The sequence below is a fragment of the Marinactinospora endophytica genome, from assembly GCF_054780875.1.
This window is the reverse complement of the sequence record NZ_BAAGVM010000004.1, coordinates 21,050-36,616: the sequence shown is the minus strand read 5'-3', so window position 1 is coordinate 36,616 and position 15,567 is coordinate 21,050. Positions and strand designations below refer to the sequence as shown.

Genomic DNA, 15,567 nt, shown 5'->3' with positions numbered 1-15,567 from the left:
CCCATGGATGTCGGTGAGCTCGTCGACCGCGCGCTGCGCCGGGACCGGCGTGCCGTCGCGCGGGCGATCACCCTGGTCGAGAACGCCTCCCCGGCCCTGCGGGAGATCATGGCCCGGCTGGCGCCGCACGGCGGTCGGGCCAGGGTCATCGGGTTGACCGGCGCGCCGGGTGTCGGCAAGTCCACCTCGACCAGCGCCCTCGTCACCGCGTTGCGCGCCCGAGGGGAGACCGTGGGGGTCCTGGCGGTCGATCCCTCCTCGCCCTTCACCGGGGGCGCGTTGCTCGGCGACCGGGTGCGCATGCAGGAGCACGCCGGGGACGCGGGTGTGTTCATCCGCTCCATGGCCAGCAGGGGGCACCTGGGCGGACTGTCCTGGGCGACCCCGCACGCCCTGCGGGTTTTGGACGCGGCCGGCTACGACACGATCCTGGTCGAGACGGTCGGGGTCGGCCAGGCCGAGGTGGACATCGCCGCGCACGCCGACACCACGGTGGTCCTGCTCGCCCCCGGGATGGGCGACGGCATCCAGGCGGCCAAGGCCGGCGTCCTGGAGATCGCCGACCTCCTCGTCGTCAACAAGGCCGACCGTGACGGGGCCCGCGCCACGGTGCGCGACCTGCGTCAGATGACGGCCCAGGCCGCCTTGGAACCCGGCGGATGGCGTCCTCCGGTCGTCAGCACGGTCGCGGCCGAGGGCAAGGGGGTCGATGAGCTGGTGGAGCGGCTCGACCTGCACGCCCGCTACCTCGACGACAGCGGCGAGGGCGACCGTCGCCGGCGGGCCAGGGCGCGGGAGGAGATCGTCGGGATCGTCCTCGCCGAGTTGCGGTCCCGCACGGGCGACCTCGACGGGCGGGCCGACCTCGACCAGCTCGGCGCGCGGGTCGCCGCGGGACGCCTCGACCCCTACACCGCAGCCGACGAGCTGCTCGCCTCCCTGGCCTGACCCGCCCCCTGAGCCGGGGGCGCCGTGCCGCGCCGTCGCGGCGTGCCCGCCGGTGGCGATGATGTCCTCGGGAGCGTCGGCTCGCCGGGGGAGGGCACGATGGCGGCAACGGGGAGTGCGCGCGGCGGCGAGGCGCGGCTCTGGTACTACGCGGCGGCGGCGTCCAAGGGCGGGTTCGTCTTCGGTTACGACAACTCGGTGGTCGACGGCGCGGTGGACGCGATCGGGGGGACTTTCGGCGCCGGTCCCGGCGCCGTCGGCGTGGGGGCGGCCTTCTCCGGCCGGATCGCCGACCACGTCGGCCGGATCCGGGGCATGTGGCCGGCCGCGGGACTCTACGTGCTCGGCGCCGCGGGCGCGGCGTCGGCGCCCTCCCCGGCGGTGCTGTGGGGGTTTCGGGTCCTGGCGGGGGCCGCGATCGGGGTGGCCTCGGTCGTCACGTCGGCCTACATCGCCGAGATCGCCCCGCCACGGCTGCGGGGGCGCATGGCCTCGCTCCAGCAGATGGCGGTCGTCGTGGGGATCACCGTGTCACAGGTCGTCAACCTGCTGCCGGTCACGGCGGCGGGCGGCAGCGCGGGCGATGAGCTGGGACCGTTCCCGGCCTGGCGGTGGATGCCCGCTCTGGGCCTGGTGCCGGCGGTCCTGTACTACGTGCTGAGCCTGTCCCTTCCCGAATCGCCGCGTTTCCTCGCCGGAACGGGACGCCTGGACCGGGCGCGCCGGAGTCTGCGGCGGCTGGGGAGCGCCGCCCCGGCGCGGGAGGTCGAGAGGATCCGGCGGGAACGGGGCGCGGCGCCCCGGCCCCGTCTGCGTGACCTCCTGGGTTCCGCCGGTCTGCTGCCGATCGTGTGGGTGGGCGTCGTCTTCGCGGCCCTCCAACAGTTCGTCGGCATCAACGCGGTCTTCTCCTACTCGACGTCGCTGTGGCATTCGGTCGGGTTCGGTGAGGCGCGGTCGCTGTCCATGTCGCTGGTGACCTCGTTCGTCAACATCGCCGGCACGGTGGTGGCGCTGCTCCTGATCGACCGGTTGGGGCGCCGGCCACTGCTGATGGCCGGGTCCCTGGGCGTCGCCGCCGCGCTGCTGGTGACGGCCTGGGCGTTCGCGCACGCGCGGTCGGCGGACGGGGCGGTGTCCCCGCCGGGGGGCTGGGGCGTCGTCGCGTTGGTGTCGGTCGACCTGTTCGTGTTCTGCTACGCCGCCTCCTGGGGCGCCATCCTGTGGGTGCTCCTGGGGGAGGTGTTCCCGATCTCGATCAGGTCCGCGGCGCTGGGAGCGGCGACGGCGGTGCGGTGGATCGCCGACTGGCTGGTCTCGGTCTCCTTCCCGGGGCTGCGGGAGTGGAGCCTGTCGGGTACCTACCTGGTCTACGCGGGGATGGCGCTGCTGTCGTTCCTCTTCGTGCGCCGCTTCGTCGCCGAGACCAAGGGCGGGGAACCGGGCGCGGCGCAGGGCTGAGCCCGGCGCGTCGAGGGGCGGCGCGGACGCGGAGGGGGAGGCGGCGCGTCCGCGCCGCCTCCCCCTGTCGTCTCGGGGACGTGTGGTCAGCCGCGTCCGTTCAGCTCGCCGTCGAAGGCGCGGACCAGGCTGCCCTGCTCGTCGTCACCGTCCAGGGACCAGGTCATGATCCCCGACAGGCCCTTCTCCCGCACCCAGGCGGCCTTCTGCGCGATGGCCGTCGGGTCGTCGAAGTTCCAGAAGTCGGTGCCGTTGTACAGCCAGGCGGTCCCGGCGTGGTCGTCGCGGTACAGCTCGAATCCGTCCTGTCCGACGAACTCCTTGAGGACCTTGTAGTCGTTGAAGCCGGGTTCCCACACGCCGGGCGCGCCTCCCTGGGCGGCGCCCCACAGGCCGTTGCCCTGCGGGCCGGGTTCCACGCCGGTCCAGCCGCGCCCGTAGAAGGGAACGCCCATGACCAGGTCCTCGGGCTCGGCACCGCGGTCCAGGTAGGCCTGGATGACGGTCTCGTAGCTGCGCGGGGTCGCCGCGGGGTCGCCCTCGGGCACCCGGACGTTGGACTGGTGTCCGGCGGTGCGGTCCCAGGCGCCGGAGAAGTCGTAGCCCTGCACGTTGAGGAAGTCGAACTCCTCGACCAGCTTGTCCACCTCGTAGCCGGCGTCGATGGCCCCGGTGTTGGCGGGGACGAACGCGGTCAGGCCGAACTCGCGCCCCTCCTCACGCTCCAGCTCGTCGAGCTGGTCGCGGAACTCCTGCACGAGGCCGGTGAAGTTCTCCTTGTCCTCGGGGCGGATGATGTTGCCGGGCTCGCCCTCGGTGCCGGGCCACTCCCAGTCGAGGTCGATGCCGTCGAACAGGCCGGCCGCCGCGCCCTCGCCACCGGCACCGTTGAGCTCGGGCAGGTCGCCGCGCAGGTACAGGTCGATGCACGACTTGACGGCGGCCTCGCGGTTCTCCGGCAGCGCGGCGGTGGAGAAGTGGTCCGACCAGGCCCAGCCGCCGATCGCGATGTTGACCCGCAGGCCGGGGTTGGCCTCCTTCAGTTTGCGGAGCTGGTTGAAGGTGCCGCGCAGCGGCTGGTCGGGGTCGTCGGCCACGCCGTCGACGGAGTCGGCGGCGCCGTAGGTCTGGCCGTAGTCGGCGTAGGCGTCACCCTGGCCGTCCTCGTCGGTGATGAAGCAGCGCCCGTCCTCGTCGAGGTTGGCGAAGGCGTAGTTGATGTGGGTGAGGCGTTCGGCCTGCCCGCTCTCGGCGAGGTCCTTGACCAGGTAGCCGCGGTCGGCCGCGCCCCATTGGGTGAAGTAGCCGACCTGGCGGTACTCGGGTTCCTCCGGTTCGCCGGGCCCGCCGTCACAGGGGGCGCCGTTGACGGTGCAGGTGGTGAAGGCGGTCTCGCCGCCGGAGAAGGCGCCGTTGTAGCCGAAGGTGTAGCTTCCCCCCGCGGGGACGGTGGCGCCCCAGCGCGGCGGGGTGACGGTGTAGCCGTCGGCGTCCGTTTCCAGGGTGGCGTTCCACATCTGGTGGACCTTCGCCCCCTCGGGGAGCGCGAACTCGATGGCCCAGTCCGCCAGCGGCGCGTCGGTGCCGTTGGTGATGGTGATCTGGGCCTGGTAGCCGCTGGGCCAGCGGGAGTTCTCGGTCTGGGTGACGGTGACCCGTCCCTCCACGGTGTCGGCGGCGGCCGACTGCGCGTGGGCCAACGGGGCGAGGGGCGCCAACAGGAGGACCGCGGCCGCCGTGGCGAGCCGCGCGGGGGATCGGGGGGTGCGGGACAGGGGCATGGGGAAGGCGTCTCCGTCTCTGAGCGGGGCGCTAATTTTTAGGAAACTTAACTATTAGTTTTTTCCGGGGTCAATGGAGTGGTCCGGGAATGGTGCTACGCACAACGTCCGTAACCGGCCATCGATCTGTCTTGACAGAGAGCGGAATGGATCGATAGCGGCACCGGGAAAAAGGGGGCGGCGGTCCCGCCGCACCGGGACCGCCGCCGAGGATCCGAGAGGAAGGGGCCCGGATCCGGTCGGGAGGAAACCGTCAGTTGTCGAGTGCCTGGTCCAAGGCGGCCATGAGGCTGCCCTGCGCGTCGTCGCCGTCCACCGACCACACCATCACGCCGCCGAGGCCGCGTTCCTGCGCCCAGTCGGCCTTCTGGGCCATCGACGTCTCGTCGTCGTAGGTCCACAGCGTGTCGCCGTTGTACAGCCACGCGGCGCCTGCGGCGTCGTCGCGGTACAGCTCATAGCCCTGAAGGTTCTTCAGCTTCTTCCAGTCCTCGATCCCGGCCTCATAGGTTCCCGGGGCCGGCCCGCTCGCCGGCTGGAACATCCCGTCGCCCGCCGGCCCGGCGGAGACGCCCCTCCAACCGCGTCCGTAGAAGGGCACGCCGAGCACGAGGTCTTCCGCCTTGGCGCCGCGTTCGATCCAGGCGTCCACCGCGATCTCGGAGCTGAACAGCCGGGGCCCGGGGTCCCCTTCGGCCAGTCGCAGGTTCGACTGGTGACCGGTGGCGCTGTCCCAGCCCCCGTGGAAGTCGTAGCCCTGCACGGTGACGAAGTCGAAGTTCGGCATGATCTCGGCGACCTCGTAGCCGGCGTCGATCTTCTCGGGGTCGGCGGGCATGAACGAGGTCAGCTCGAAGGTGCGTCCGGTCTCGGCCTCAAGGGCGTCGAGCTGGTCGCGGAACTCCTGCACCAGCGCCGTGAAGTTCTCCTTGTCCTCGGGTCGCACGGTGTTGTGCTCGTGGCCCTCCGAGCCGGGCCACTCCCAGTCCAGGTCGATGCCGTCGAAGATGCCGTAGGCCGACCCCGGTCCGCCGGCGCCGTCGATCACCGGCAGGTTGCCGCGGAGGTACATGTCGATGCAGGAGCGCACGACACGCTCGCGGGAGGCGTCGGTCAGGGCGGCGTCGGAGAGGTGACGCGACCAGGTCCACCCGCCGATGGAGATGTTCACCTTCAGGTGCGGGTGCTTCTCCTTCAGCTCCCGCAACTGGTTGAAGTTGCCGCGCAGCGCCTGGTCCCAGGTGTCCCCGACACCGTCGACGCTGTCGGCGGCGCCGAAGGAGCGGCCGTAGTCGGCGTAGGCGTCACCCACACCGGCCTGGTTGGCCTGGAAGCACTGCCCGTCGGCCGAGACGTTGGCGAAGGCGTAGTTGATGTGGGTCAGCTTCTCGGCGGTCCCGCTGCGGTCCATGTCCTGGACCAGGTAGTCGCGGCCGTAGATGCCCCACTGGGTGAAGTAGCCGACCCGCACCTCTGCGGCGGGGCCGGGGCCGCCGCCCTGTTCCCCGGTGCGCGTCGTGATCGGGGTGCTGGCCGCCGAGCGGTTCCCCGCGGCGTCGTAGGCGCGTACCGAGTAGGAGTACTCGGTGTCGGGCGAGAGCCCGCCGACGGTGGCGGTGGTGGCGGTGCCGACGGTCGAACGCACCACCTCCCCGCCCTGGAGGACCTCGTAGCCGGCCACGCCGACGTTGTCCTGGGCGGCGTTCCAGGAGAGCGTGACCGACGTGGAGGTGACGTCGGTCGCCCGCAGTCCGCTGGGCGCGCTCGGCGGGGTGGTGTCGTCCTCCCCGGCGCCGCCCGCGCAGGGAGCCCCGTTGATGGTGCAGGTCACCGGGGCGGTCTCGCCTCCGCTGAACGCGCCGTTGAAGCCGATGCCGTAGGACCCGCCGGCGGGCACGGGCGCGCCCCAGGAGGGCGGGGTCAAGACGTAGGTGCTGCCGGAACGGCGCATCGTCGCGTTCCACAGGCTGGTCACGCTGGCGCCGGCGGGCAGGGTGAACTCGATGGTCCAGTCCGTCAATGGGGCGGAGGAGGCGTTGGCGATGGTGAACTGGCCGCTGTAGCCGGTGTTCCAGCGATCGCCTTCGGTGTAGACGACGGTGACGTCGGAGGGGGCCGCGGCGGCGGGGGCGGCCGTCAGCGTGGTGGGTAGGGCGAGGAGCGCGGCGGCTGCGGCCACGAGCCATCGTTTGCGGGGGCTTCTCACGTTCGTACGTCTCCTGCTTCGCGAGTGGGTGCGGGGAATCCGGCGGTCCGGGGATCACCGGAAGCGGAGGAGTGGCGCGGGTGGACACCGTTCGGTGACGTGAGGTGGGGCGGCGAGGCGGTCCGCGGCACTGCGGTGCCTCCTCGGCCGACCGGCGCGCAATGGGCATGGAGCCCTCCTGAGCCGGTGCTTCTAATTTTTAGGAAACTTAACTATTAGTTTCTCGGAGGGTCAATGAGCGTTCGGGGGTTTTCCCGTGGGCGCCGTGGGTGATGGGCCGACTCCCCGTCGTGATGGGCGCGTGAGCTGGGCGGACCGCCCTGGCGGGGATTCCCCCGGCGCATTGGCCGAAGTCGGCCGGCGCGAGGGCTTGAACGACCGCGGGGGAGCTATCCCATGCCGGTGGATCGATACAGTGTGCCTGTGGGAAACCCGCTGAACCTTCCGTTCGACCCGATCGAACGCGCTCACGAGAACTGGGCGCACCGTTGGGGTCCCTCGCCCGCGATGGCCGCGGTCACCTCGATCATGCGGGCGCAGCAGATCCTCATCGGCCAGCTCGACGCCACCCTTAAGCCCTACGGGCTGACGTTCGCCCGTTACGAGGCCCTGGTGCTGCTGACCTTCAGCTCCACGGGAGCGCTTCCGCTCGGCAAGATCGGCGAGAGGCTCATGGTCCATCCCACCAGCGTCACCAACACCATCGACCGCCTGGAGCGTCAGGGGTTCGTCCGGCGGCGCCCCAACCCCAGCGACGGCCGCGGCACCCTGGCCGAGATCACCGACGAGGGGCGCGAGGTGGTCGAACACGCCACCCGCGACCTGCTCGCCATGGACTTCGGACTCGACTGCTACTCCGCCGAGGAGCTACAGGAGCTGCACGTGGCGCTGAGGAAGCTGCGGGTCGGCTTCGGGGACTTCCCGGACGGTGCGGGATCCGGGGCGGTCTGAGGGCTCGTCGCATTTCCTTGCACGTCCTACTACCTACTTTTAGTAGGAAGTCCTACTATTAGCGTATGGCTGAGGACATCGAGGCGGGGCGCGCCCGCTGGCAGGCGCGCTACGACGCCGCTCGCAAACGGGACGCGGACTTCACGACCCTCTCCGGCGAGGAGGTCGAACCGGTCTACGGGCCGCCCGAAGGGGCCGTGATCCCCGGTTTCGAGCGCATCGGCTGGCCGGGCGAGTTCCCCTTCACCAGGGGACTGCACCCCACCGGTTACCGGGGACGCACCTGGACCATCCGCCAGTTCGCCGGATTCGGCAACGCGGTACAGACCAACGAGCGCTACAAGATGATCCTGGCCTCCGGGGGCGGTGGGCTCTCCGTCGCCTTCGACATGCCCACCCTGATGGGTCGCGACTCCGACGATCCGCACGCCCTCGGCGAGGTCGGGCACTGCGGTGTGGCCATCGACTCGGCGGCCGACATGGACGTCCTCTTCGACGGGATCCCCCTCGGCGAGATCACCACCTCCATGACGATCAGCGGGCCGGCCGTCCCGATGTTCTGCATGTACCTGGTCGCGGCCGAACGCCAGGGCGTCGATCCCGGTTCGCTCAACGGGACCCTCCAGACCGACATCTTCAAGGAGTACATCGCGCAGAAGGAGTGGCTGTACCCCCCGCAGCCGCACCTGCGCCTCATCGGCGACCTCATGGAGTACTGCGCCGCCGAGATCCCCGCCTTCAAACCGTTGTCGGTGTCGGGCTATCACATCCGCGAGGCCGGCGCGACGGCCGCCCAGGAGCTCGCGTTCACCCTCGCCGACGGCTTCGGCTACGTCGAACTCGGCCTGTCCCGCGGGCTCGACGTCGACACCTTCGCGCCGGGCCTGTCGTTCTTCTTCGACGCCCACGTGGACTTCTTCGAGGAGATCGCCAAGTTCCGCGCCGCCCGGCGTATCTGGGCCCGCTGGATGCGCGACCGCTACGGCGCCACCAGCCCCAAGGCGCAGTGGCTGCGCTTCCACACCCAGACCGCCGGCGTCTCGTTGACCGCCCAGCAGCCCTACAACAACGTCGTGCGCACGGCGGTGGAGGCGCTGGCGGCCGTACTCGGCGGCACCAACTCCCTGCACACCAACGCGCTGGACGAGACGCTGGCGCTGCCCACCGAACAGGCGGCCGAGATCGCGCTGCGCACCCAGCAGGTGCTCATGGAGGAGACCGGCGTCGCCAACGTCGCCGACCCGCTCGGCGGTTCCTGGTACGTCGAGGCGCTGACCGACCGGATCGAGGCCGAGGCCGAGCGGATCTTCGAACGGATCCTGCGGATGGGGGGCGGCGAGCAGGCGGAGCACGAGATCGGACCGATGACCTCGGGCATCCTGGCGGGCATCGCCGAGGGCTGGTTCAGCTCCGAGATCGCCGAGTCGGCCTTCCGCTACCAGCAGGCGGTCGAGAAGGGCGACAAGCGCGTCGTCGGGGTCAACTGCCACACCGGCACGGTCTCCGGCGAGCTGGAGATCCTCCGGGTCGGACACGAGGTCGAACGCGAACAGCGGCGGCTGCTCGCCCGGCGCCGGGCCGAGCGCGACGGCGCGGCCGTCGACGCCGCGCTGGCCTCCCTGCTCACGGCGGTGCGCGACCCCGGCCGGCCCAACCTGATCCCCTTCATCATGGAGGCGGTCCGCGCCGAGGCGACGCTCGGCGAGATCTGCGCGACGATGGGCGAGGAGTTCGGCACCTACACCGAGGACCCCCGCTTCTGACCCCGGCGCCCCTCACCGTCCCCCGGCGTGGCGCCAGGGGACGGCCACCGGGACCGGATCGGGCACCGTCCGGGACATGCCGCGCCGGTCGTCGGCGCGGCAGAACTCCAGGCCACCGTCGGGGGTGTCGTCCGGCGCCCCACGGAAGTAGACCTGGCTGACCCAGCCGCGGACCCGTCCGGGGGACTCGGCGGCCGCCCACCAGGTGCTCGACGCCGGACCCAGGCGCGTCAAGGCTCCTCGTTCCTGACAGTGGAACCACGACTCCGCGAAGACGTCGAGATGGTCGAGGACCTCGCTGTCGGGCGTGGGACGGGCGTGCACGGGGACGCGGTTGTCGGGGGCCCAGTCGGGGCAGTACCGCCCGTGGACCCGCCACACCCGGCCATCGGCGACCGTGGTGGTCCAGTGCGGGCCGTAACAGGGGCGGCGGTCCTCCGGTTCCCCCCTCCTCGCCCGGCAGGGGAGCGGAGGGTGTCCCCGGCGCGGCGGCGACCGCCGGGCCTCCGGTGGCCAGCGCGGTCGCGCAGGCGACGGCCACCAGACCGGCTCGGCTCCACGGGGACGAACTGGGCATGCGATCCTCCGGTAGGCACAACCGAATGATTACCCAGTGTCGCATTCGGTCGCCGGGAGTGACGGCATTGACGGAGAGATGTCGCGCTCCTGAGGGGAAGGGGGACGCCGAGGGGCCGGGCCCCACGCGGCGTTGGGCGGGCCCGCGTCGAATACGGCAGGATGGGACACATGCAGCCTTCGGACTTCTCCATGCAGAGCGCGGTCGACCTCGGAGCTCGCAAGGCGGCCTTGGAACGCGAGGCCAAACGGCAGGCCGAGGCGTCCTCCGGTACCGCCAACCCCTACGCGATCGACATCACCGAGGAGAACTTCCAGACCGAGGTCCTCGAACGGTCGTTGCGCGCCCCCGTCGTCCTGGCGGTCCTGGCCAACTGGTCCGAACAGGCCAAGCAGGTCGAGGCCGCCCTCGACCGGTTGGCCGTCGGCGCCGGCGGCCAGTGGTTCCTCGCCAAGATCGACACCGAGGCCACCCCGCAGCTCGCCCAGGCGCTGCGCGCCCCGACGGTGCCCATGGTCGCCATGGTCATCGGCGGCCAGGTCGTCCCGGGGCCCACCGGTGGAGCGACGGAGGAACAGCTGCGCGAGTGGCTCTCCCAGATCTTCGAGGGTCTGCGCCAACAGGGGGTGTTGCCGCAGGACTACACCGGGCTGGGGGAGCAGGAGGCGCCCGGGCAGCCCGAGGAACCGTCCGGCTCCTCGGCCCAGGCCGAGGCCGCCGCCGCCGTCCAGCGCGGTGACTACGCGGCGGCCGAGCAGGTCTACACCCGTCTGCTCGAAGCCGACCCCGGCGACGAGACCGCCAAGACCGGGCTCGCCCAGGTGCGGCTCATCGCCCGGGTCCACGGGCTCGACGCCAACGCCGTGCGCAAGGCCGCGGCCGACGACCCCGCCGACGTCGACGCCCAGTGCAAGGTCGCCGACATCGACATGTACGGGGGCAAGTTCGAGGACGCCTTCGCCCGTCTCGTCGAGACCGTCCGGCGCACCCGCGACGAGGAGCGCGACCGCGCCCGCACCCACCTGCTCGGCCTGTTCGAGGTGCTGCCGCCGGGGGACCCGCGGGTGGCCAAGGCCCGCCGCGCCCTCACCTCCGCGCTCTTCTAAGCACCGGGGCCGGTTCGCGGGGGCGCGGTCGCGCGCGGACCCGCGCCACCGGTCTGACCCGCGGGGATAGGGGGTAGGACCTGGGCAGAAGGAGCCCGGGTCCTACCGAGGCGGTGGTCTGATGACCTGCGTGGTGACCATCTCCGCGACCTACGGAGCGGGCGGCAGCCTGGTCGCCCCGGCCGTCGCCGAACGCCTGGAGGTGCCCTTCCTGGACCGGGCGATCCCCAGCGCGGTGGCCCGCCGGATCGGGTGCACGCTGGCGGAGGCGCTGGCCCGCGACGACCGGGCGCCCACGGGCATCGGCCGCCTGCTGGCCAGCGCGGGCCGGGTTCCGGGAGGCGACCTCCTCCGCGGCGCCGACACGACCTTCGCGGGGGTCTGCGACGCCGATGGGAGGCTGCTCCACGCCCGGGACTTCGTCGCCCACACCGAACAGCTCATCGGCGCCGTCGGCAGGGTCGGCGGTGTCGTGCTCGGCCGCGCCGCCGCGATCCTGCTGGCCAGGCACCCCACGGCGCTGCACGTCCGCCTGGACGGCCCCAAGGAACGGCGGTTGAAGCAGGCCGCGGCGATGCGCGACGCCGCGCACGAGGAGGCGCTGATGCGCGGCCGTGTCGGGGACGAACCCGAGTGGCGCCCGCCGACGATGCGCGAGCTGGAGGACAACGACCGGGCCCGGGCGGCCTACGTCCAGCGCTTCTACCGGGCCGACGCCGCCGAGCCGAGCCTGTACCACCTGGTCCTCGACTCCACCGCGGTCCCCCTGTACACCTGCGTGGACGTCGTCGAACGGCTCGCCCGTGAGCGGGCCGGCGAGGGGTAGCGCCGGAGTGTGTCGCTTTTCACTCAGGGCGGCCCGACGGGCGGAAACAGACGTCCGAGGGGCGGAACCGAAGTGTCATGGAATGCCCGCTACGGTGGTCGTCGCGCAGGTCAAGCGCTGGTAGTGGCACCATGAAGGTGCGCCCAGCGCGCACATCCGTGAACATGAGGAGCTTTTCGTGGCCACCCTTCCCAGCGTCTCCTACTCGATGACCGTCCGCCTGGAACTGGACGGACAAGGCAGTGCGGTCAGCAGCCTGACCCACGCGGTCGAGCACGTCGGGGGTATCGTCACGGCGCTCGACGTCACCTCCGCCGGTCACGAGAAGATCCGCATCGACGTCACCTGCGCCGCCCGCGACACCGACCACGCGCAGGCGATCGTCGACGCCCTCGGGGCGATCGAGGGGGTCACCGTCCACAAGGTCAGCGACCGGACGTTCCTCATGCACCTGGGCGGCAAGATCGAGATCAAGTCGAAGGTGCCGCTGCGCAACCGTGACGAGCTCTCCATGGCCTACACGCCGGGTGTGGCGCGCGTCTCCTCCGCCATCGCCGCCAACCCCGAGGACGCCCGCCGCCTGACGATCAAGCGCAACAGCGTCGCGGTCGTCACCGACGGGTCGGCCGTGCTGGGGCTGGGCAACATCGGCCCCGAGGCGTCCATGCCGGTCATGGAGGGCAAGGCCGCCCTGTTCAAACGGTTCGCCGACATCGACGCCTGGCCGATCGCGCTGGACACCCAGGACGTCGACGAGATCGTCCGCACCGTCCAGGTCATCGCCCCCGGCTTCGGCGGCATCAACCTGGAGGACATCTCCGCGCCTCGCTGCTTCGAGGTCGAGGCCCGGCTGCGCGAGCTGCTGGACATCCCGGTGTTCCACGACGACCAGCACGGCACCGCGATCGTCGTGCTCGCCGCGCTGAAGAACGCCCTGCGCGTCGTGAACAAGGAGCTCGGCGACGTCCGCATCACGATGTCGGGCGCCGGCGCCGCCGGGACCGCGATCCTCAAGCTGCTGATGCACGCGGGAGCCAAGCACATCGTCGTCTGCGACATCCACGGGGCGGTCCACCGCGGCCGCGCCGACCTCGACTCCAACCTCGAGTGGATCGCCGCCAACACCAACCCCGACGGCTACGCCGGCGACCTCAAGGGCGCGGTGCGCGGTGCCGATGTCTTCATCGGCGTCTCAGCGCCCAACCTGCTCGACGGCGAGGACATCGCCGAGATGAACGACGACTCGATCATCTTCGCGCTGGCCAACCCCGACCCCGAGATCGACCCGGAGATCGCCCACCTGCACGCCGCCGTCGTCGCGACCGGTCGCAGCGACTACCCGAACCAGATCAACAACGTGCTCGTCTTCCCCGGGGTGTTCCGGGGCCTGCTCGACGCCCAGAGCCGCACCGTGAACTCCGACATGATGGTCGCCGCGGCCGACGCGCTGGCCGCCGTCGTCACCGACGACGAGCTGGGACCGCACTACATCATCCCGAGCGTGTTCCACCAGGACCTGTCGCAGCGGGTCGCCCAGGCGGTGCGCGAGGTCGCGCAGCGCGAGGGCCAGGCCCAGATCTGACGTGCGGGGTGCCGCCCGTCCCGGGCGCGGCGGCGCGGATGGCCGTCACGGGCGCAGGGTATGAGGGGGACATGGATTCGCCGAGCCTCGTCGGTCAGCTGTTGGTGGCGACGCCACTGCTGGAGGATCCCAACTTCCGGCGTGCCGTGGTCCTCGTGCTCGACGACGACCCCGTGGAGGGGACTCTCGGGGTCGTCGTGAACCGCCCCTCCACCCTGCCCGTGGCCGAGGTGCTGGAGGAGTGGGGCGCCTACGCGAGCGAGCCCGGGGTGATGTTCATGGGCGGTCCCGTGGGGACCGACGCGGGCTTCGCGCTCGGGATGTCGGCAAGCGGGTCCCGGCCGCCCGGGTGGAGCCCGTTGGGCCCCACGGGGGCGGCCTTCCCGATCGCCGGGGTGGGGACCGTCGACCTCGACGCCTCCCCGGCCGGAGCGGTCGGGGTCGGCCCGCTGCGCGTCTTCGCGGGGTACGCGGGCTGGGGCGCGGGCCAGCTTCTCGACGAGATCCGCGAAGGGGCCTGGTATCTCGTAGCGGCACAGGTCGAGGACGTGTTCTGCGCCGATCCGGAGTCGCTGTGGGCGCGGGTGCTGCGCCGCCAGGGCGGGGATCTCGCCTTGGTATCGACGTTCCCGGACGACCCGTCGTTGAACTGACCGCGGTCGCGCGGCCGGATACCGTGGAACCCGGACGTAGGAGGAGTTGAGCGCACTATGGCGATGATGGACGTCTTCAACAAGGTGCTTCCGGACAGCGAGACCCGTCCGGACACCTCGCATGACGGGGGCGACCGCGAGCGGTTCGCGCACTACGTGCAGAAGGACAAGATCACCGAGAGCGCCGTCACCGGCAATCCGGTGATCGCGCTGTGCGGCAAGGTGTGGGTGCCCAACCGCGACCCCAAGAAGTTCCCGGTCTGCCCCGAGTGCAAGAAGATCTACGAAGAGATGATGGCCTGAGCAGGCCGGATCGCGGATTCGGGGGCCGGGGCGCGGGGATCCGCCCCGGCCCCGGCCTGTTGTCGGCGCGCGGGGACGCGCGCCGATTGCGCCGCATTGGCTGCCCGGGCGCGGCGTGGCGCGGTACCCTCCCTGGGACGGAACACGGCATTTGGTCCACGGGTGGAGGAATCCCCGGGGCGGTCGTGTCCCCGCACACTCAGCCGAGGTCCGAATCTCGTCACACCCGCGTACCGGGTCCCGCTGCCGCCCCCGATGGCACGCGGCCCGGCCAGGGTCGTCACCACGGGTAGGTCACATGGTTTCCACAACCGAACGGCGGTCGCACGGCAGGGGAGGCCGGCGCCGGCGCGATACGCGCGGTCACGGTAGGAAGGGGAACCGGCGCCGCCGTGCCGCTCCCACCGTGGGCGACGTCGTGCGCGGTGTCATCCGCACCTTCGGGGAGCTGCTGTTCACGGCGGGCCTGATCATGCTCTTCTTCGCCGCCTACCAGGTCTACGGCAAGCAGTTCGAGACCGACCGGGAGCAGGCGCAGCTCGCCCAGGGGCTGGAGGAGCAGTGGCAGCAGCCACAGGGACCCGACTCCGAGCCGTTGCCGGGGTCGGCCAACAGCCGGCTCTACATCCCCGAACTGGACATGAACTGGGTCGTCGTCAACGGGACCGGGGTCGAGGACATCCGCTACAGCCCCGGGCACTACGAGCACTCCGCCCAGGCCGGCCAGGTGGGCAACTACGCGGTCGCGGGACACCGGACCCCCGGGATCTTCTGGGACCTGGACCTGCTCGGCGAGGGTGACGACATCGTCGTCGAGGACGCCGGGAACTTCTACACCTACGAGGTCATCGCGACCGAGGTGGTCACGCCCGACCAGTGGCGCGTCGTCGAGGCCGACCCCTTCGACCCGGAGAACGACGACCCCTCGCGCAGGCTGCTGACGATCACCACCTGTCACCCCAAGCTGCAAAACGCCCACCGACTGGTGGTCCACGCCGAGCTGACCGAGACCCGGCCCAAGGACCAGGGCATGCCCGACAACATCGCCGACATGGCGCCCGAGCAGAGCTGACGAGGGGTGAGCCGAACGTGTACGGCCTGATCTGGCGTATCCTGCCCGGCCCCCGGCCGGTGAAGTTCCTGCTGTTCCTGGGGCTGACCGCGGCCCTGGCGGCGTTCCTGTGGTACGTCGCCTTCCCGTGGGTGGACCCCTACATGCCCTTCAACGACAGCACCATGGGCTCCGCGCCGCAGACCCCCGCGGGCGAGGCTCCCCCGCCTCCCGCGGACGGCGCCGATCCGGCACTGTCGGGTCCGTGAGCGTGACGGGGCCCTCCCCCGGGCGGTGACGGTCCGGGGGAGGGCCGTGGAAAAGGCGCCGTTGACCGGTGCCGCACGCTCGTGCTGTCC

14 protein-coding genes are annotated in these 15,567 nt (G+C 71.5%); 11 read left to right on the top strand and 3 right to left on the bottom strand.

Annotation, left to right across the window (positions count from 1 at the left end):
- The first annotated feature begins 3 nt into the window (after positions 1-3).
- Positions 4-948, top strand: a complete 945-nt coding sequence (meaB, locus tag ACYVHU_RS09115) for a methylmalonyl Co-A mutase-associated GTPase MeaB (protein ID WP_078761429.1) — start codon at positions 4-6, stop codon at positions 946-948.
- A 99-nt stretch (positions 949-1,047) separates the two neighbouring features.
- Positions 1,048-2,409, top strand: a complete 1,362-nt coding sequence (locus ACYVHU_RS09110; protein WP_498948105.1) for an MFS transporter — start codon at positions 1,048-1,050, stop codon at positions 2,407-2,409.
- A gap of 86 nt (positions 2,410-2,495) precedes the next feature.
- Here ACYVHU_RS09110 and ACYVHU_RS09105 read toward each other — a convergent pair whose 3' ends face one another.
- Complete coding sequence (locus ACYVHU_RS09105) at positions 2,496-4,190, bottom strand: glycosyl hydrolase family 18 protein (RefSeq protein ID WP_078761428.1); 1,695 nt, start codon at positions 4,188-4,190, stop codon at positions 2,496-2,498.
- Between the two features lie 253 nt (positions 4,191-4,443).
- Positions 4,444-6,396 (bottom strand): glycoside hydrolase family 18 chitinase, encoded by a 1,953-nt coding sequence (locus tag ACYVHU_RS09100; protein ID WP_078761427.1) that lies wholly within the window; start codon positions 6,394-6,396, stop codon positions 4,444-4,446.
- Positions 6,397-6,819: 423 nt separating this feature from the next.
- Between ACYVHU_RS09100 and ACYVHU_RS09095 the strand changes: the two genes are divergently transcribed.
- A complete protein-coding gene (locus ACYVHU_RS09095) occupies positions 6,820-7,347 on the top strand; it encodes a MarR family winged helix-turn-helix transcriptional regulator (protein ID WP_078761426.1) in 528 nt (175 codons plus the stop codon).
- 65 nt (positions 7,348-7,412) lie between these two features.
- Positions 7,413-9,110 carry a coenzyme B12-dependent isobutyryl-CoA mutase large subunit gene (icmA, locus tag ACYVHU_RS09090; protein ID WP_078761425.1) on the top strand — a complete coding sequence of 566 codons (1,698 nt, stop codon included), beginning with the start codon at positions 7,413-7,415 and terminating at the stop codon, positions 9,108-9,110.
- 12 nt (positions 9,111-9,122) lie between these two features.
- On the opposite strand, the gene ACYVHU_RS09085 is transcribed toward icmA, so the two are convergent.
- Complete coding sequence (locus ACYVHU_RS09085) at positions 9,123-9,491, bottom strand: hypothetical protein (RefSeq protein WP_078761424.1); 369 nt, start codon at positions 9,489-9,491, stop codon at positions 9,123-9,125.
- Positions 9,492-9,857: 366 nt separating this feature from the next.
- Between ACYVHU_RS09085 and ACYVHU_RS09080 the strand changes: the two genes are divergently transcribed.
- The 7 genes from ACYVHU_RS09080 to ACYVHU_RS09050 all read left to right on the top strand — a co-directional run bounded on the left by ACYVHU_RS09080 (position 9,858) and on the right by ACYVHU_RS09050 (position 15,477).
- Positions 9,858-10,793 carry a tetratricopeptide repeat protein gene (locus tag ACYVHU_RS09080; RefSeq protein ID WP_078761423.1) on the top strand — a complete coding sequence of 312 codons (936 nt, stop codon included), beginning with the start codon at positions 9,858-9,860 and terminating at the stop codon, positions 10,791-10,793.
- 121 nt (positions 10,794-10,914) lie between these two features.
- Complete coding sequence (locus ACYVHU_RS09075) at positions 10,915-11,619, top strand: cytidylate kinase-like family protein (protein ID WP_498948103.1); 705 nt, start codon at positions 10,915-10,917, stop codon at positions 11,617-11,619.
- Positions 11,620-11,797: 178 nt separating this feature from the next.
- On the top strand, positions 11,798-13,201 hold the full coding sequence (locus ACYVHU_RS09070; RefSeq protein WP_078761421.1) for an NAD-dependent malic enzyme: 1,404 nt from the start codon (positions 11,798-11,800) through the stop codon (positions 13,199-13,201).
- A gap of 71 nt (positions 13,202-13,272) precedes the next feature.
- Complete coding sequence (locus ACYVHU_RS09065) at positions 13,273-13,854, top strand: YqgE/AlgH family protein (protein ID WP_078761703.1); 582 nt, start codon at positions 13,273-13,275, stop codon at positions 13,852-13,854.
- 66 nt (positions 13,855-13,920) lie between these two features.
- A complete protein-coding gene (locus tag ACYVHU_RS09060) occupies positions 13,921-14,157 on the top strand; it encodes a DUF3039 domain-containing protein (RefSeq protein ID WP_078761702.1) in 237 nt (78 codons plus the stop codon).
- 298 nt (positions 14,158-14,455) lie between these two features.
- A complete protein-coding gene (locus ACYVHU_RS09055; RefSeq protein ID WP_078761420.1) occupies positions 14,456-15,229 on the top strand; it encodes a class E sortase in 774 nt (257 codons plus the stop codon).
- A gap of 17 nt (positions 15,230-15,246) precedes the next feature.
- On the top strand, positions 15,247-15,477 hold the full coding sequence (locus tag ACYVHU_RS09050) for a hypothetical protein (RefSeq protein WP_078761419.1): 231 nt from the start codon (positions 15,247-15,249) through the stop codon (positions 15,475-15,477).
- Positions 15,478-15,567 lie beyond the last annotated feature (90 nt).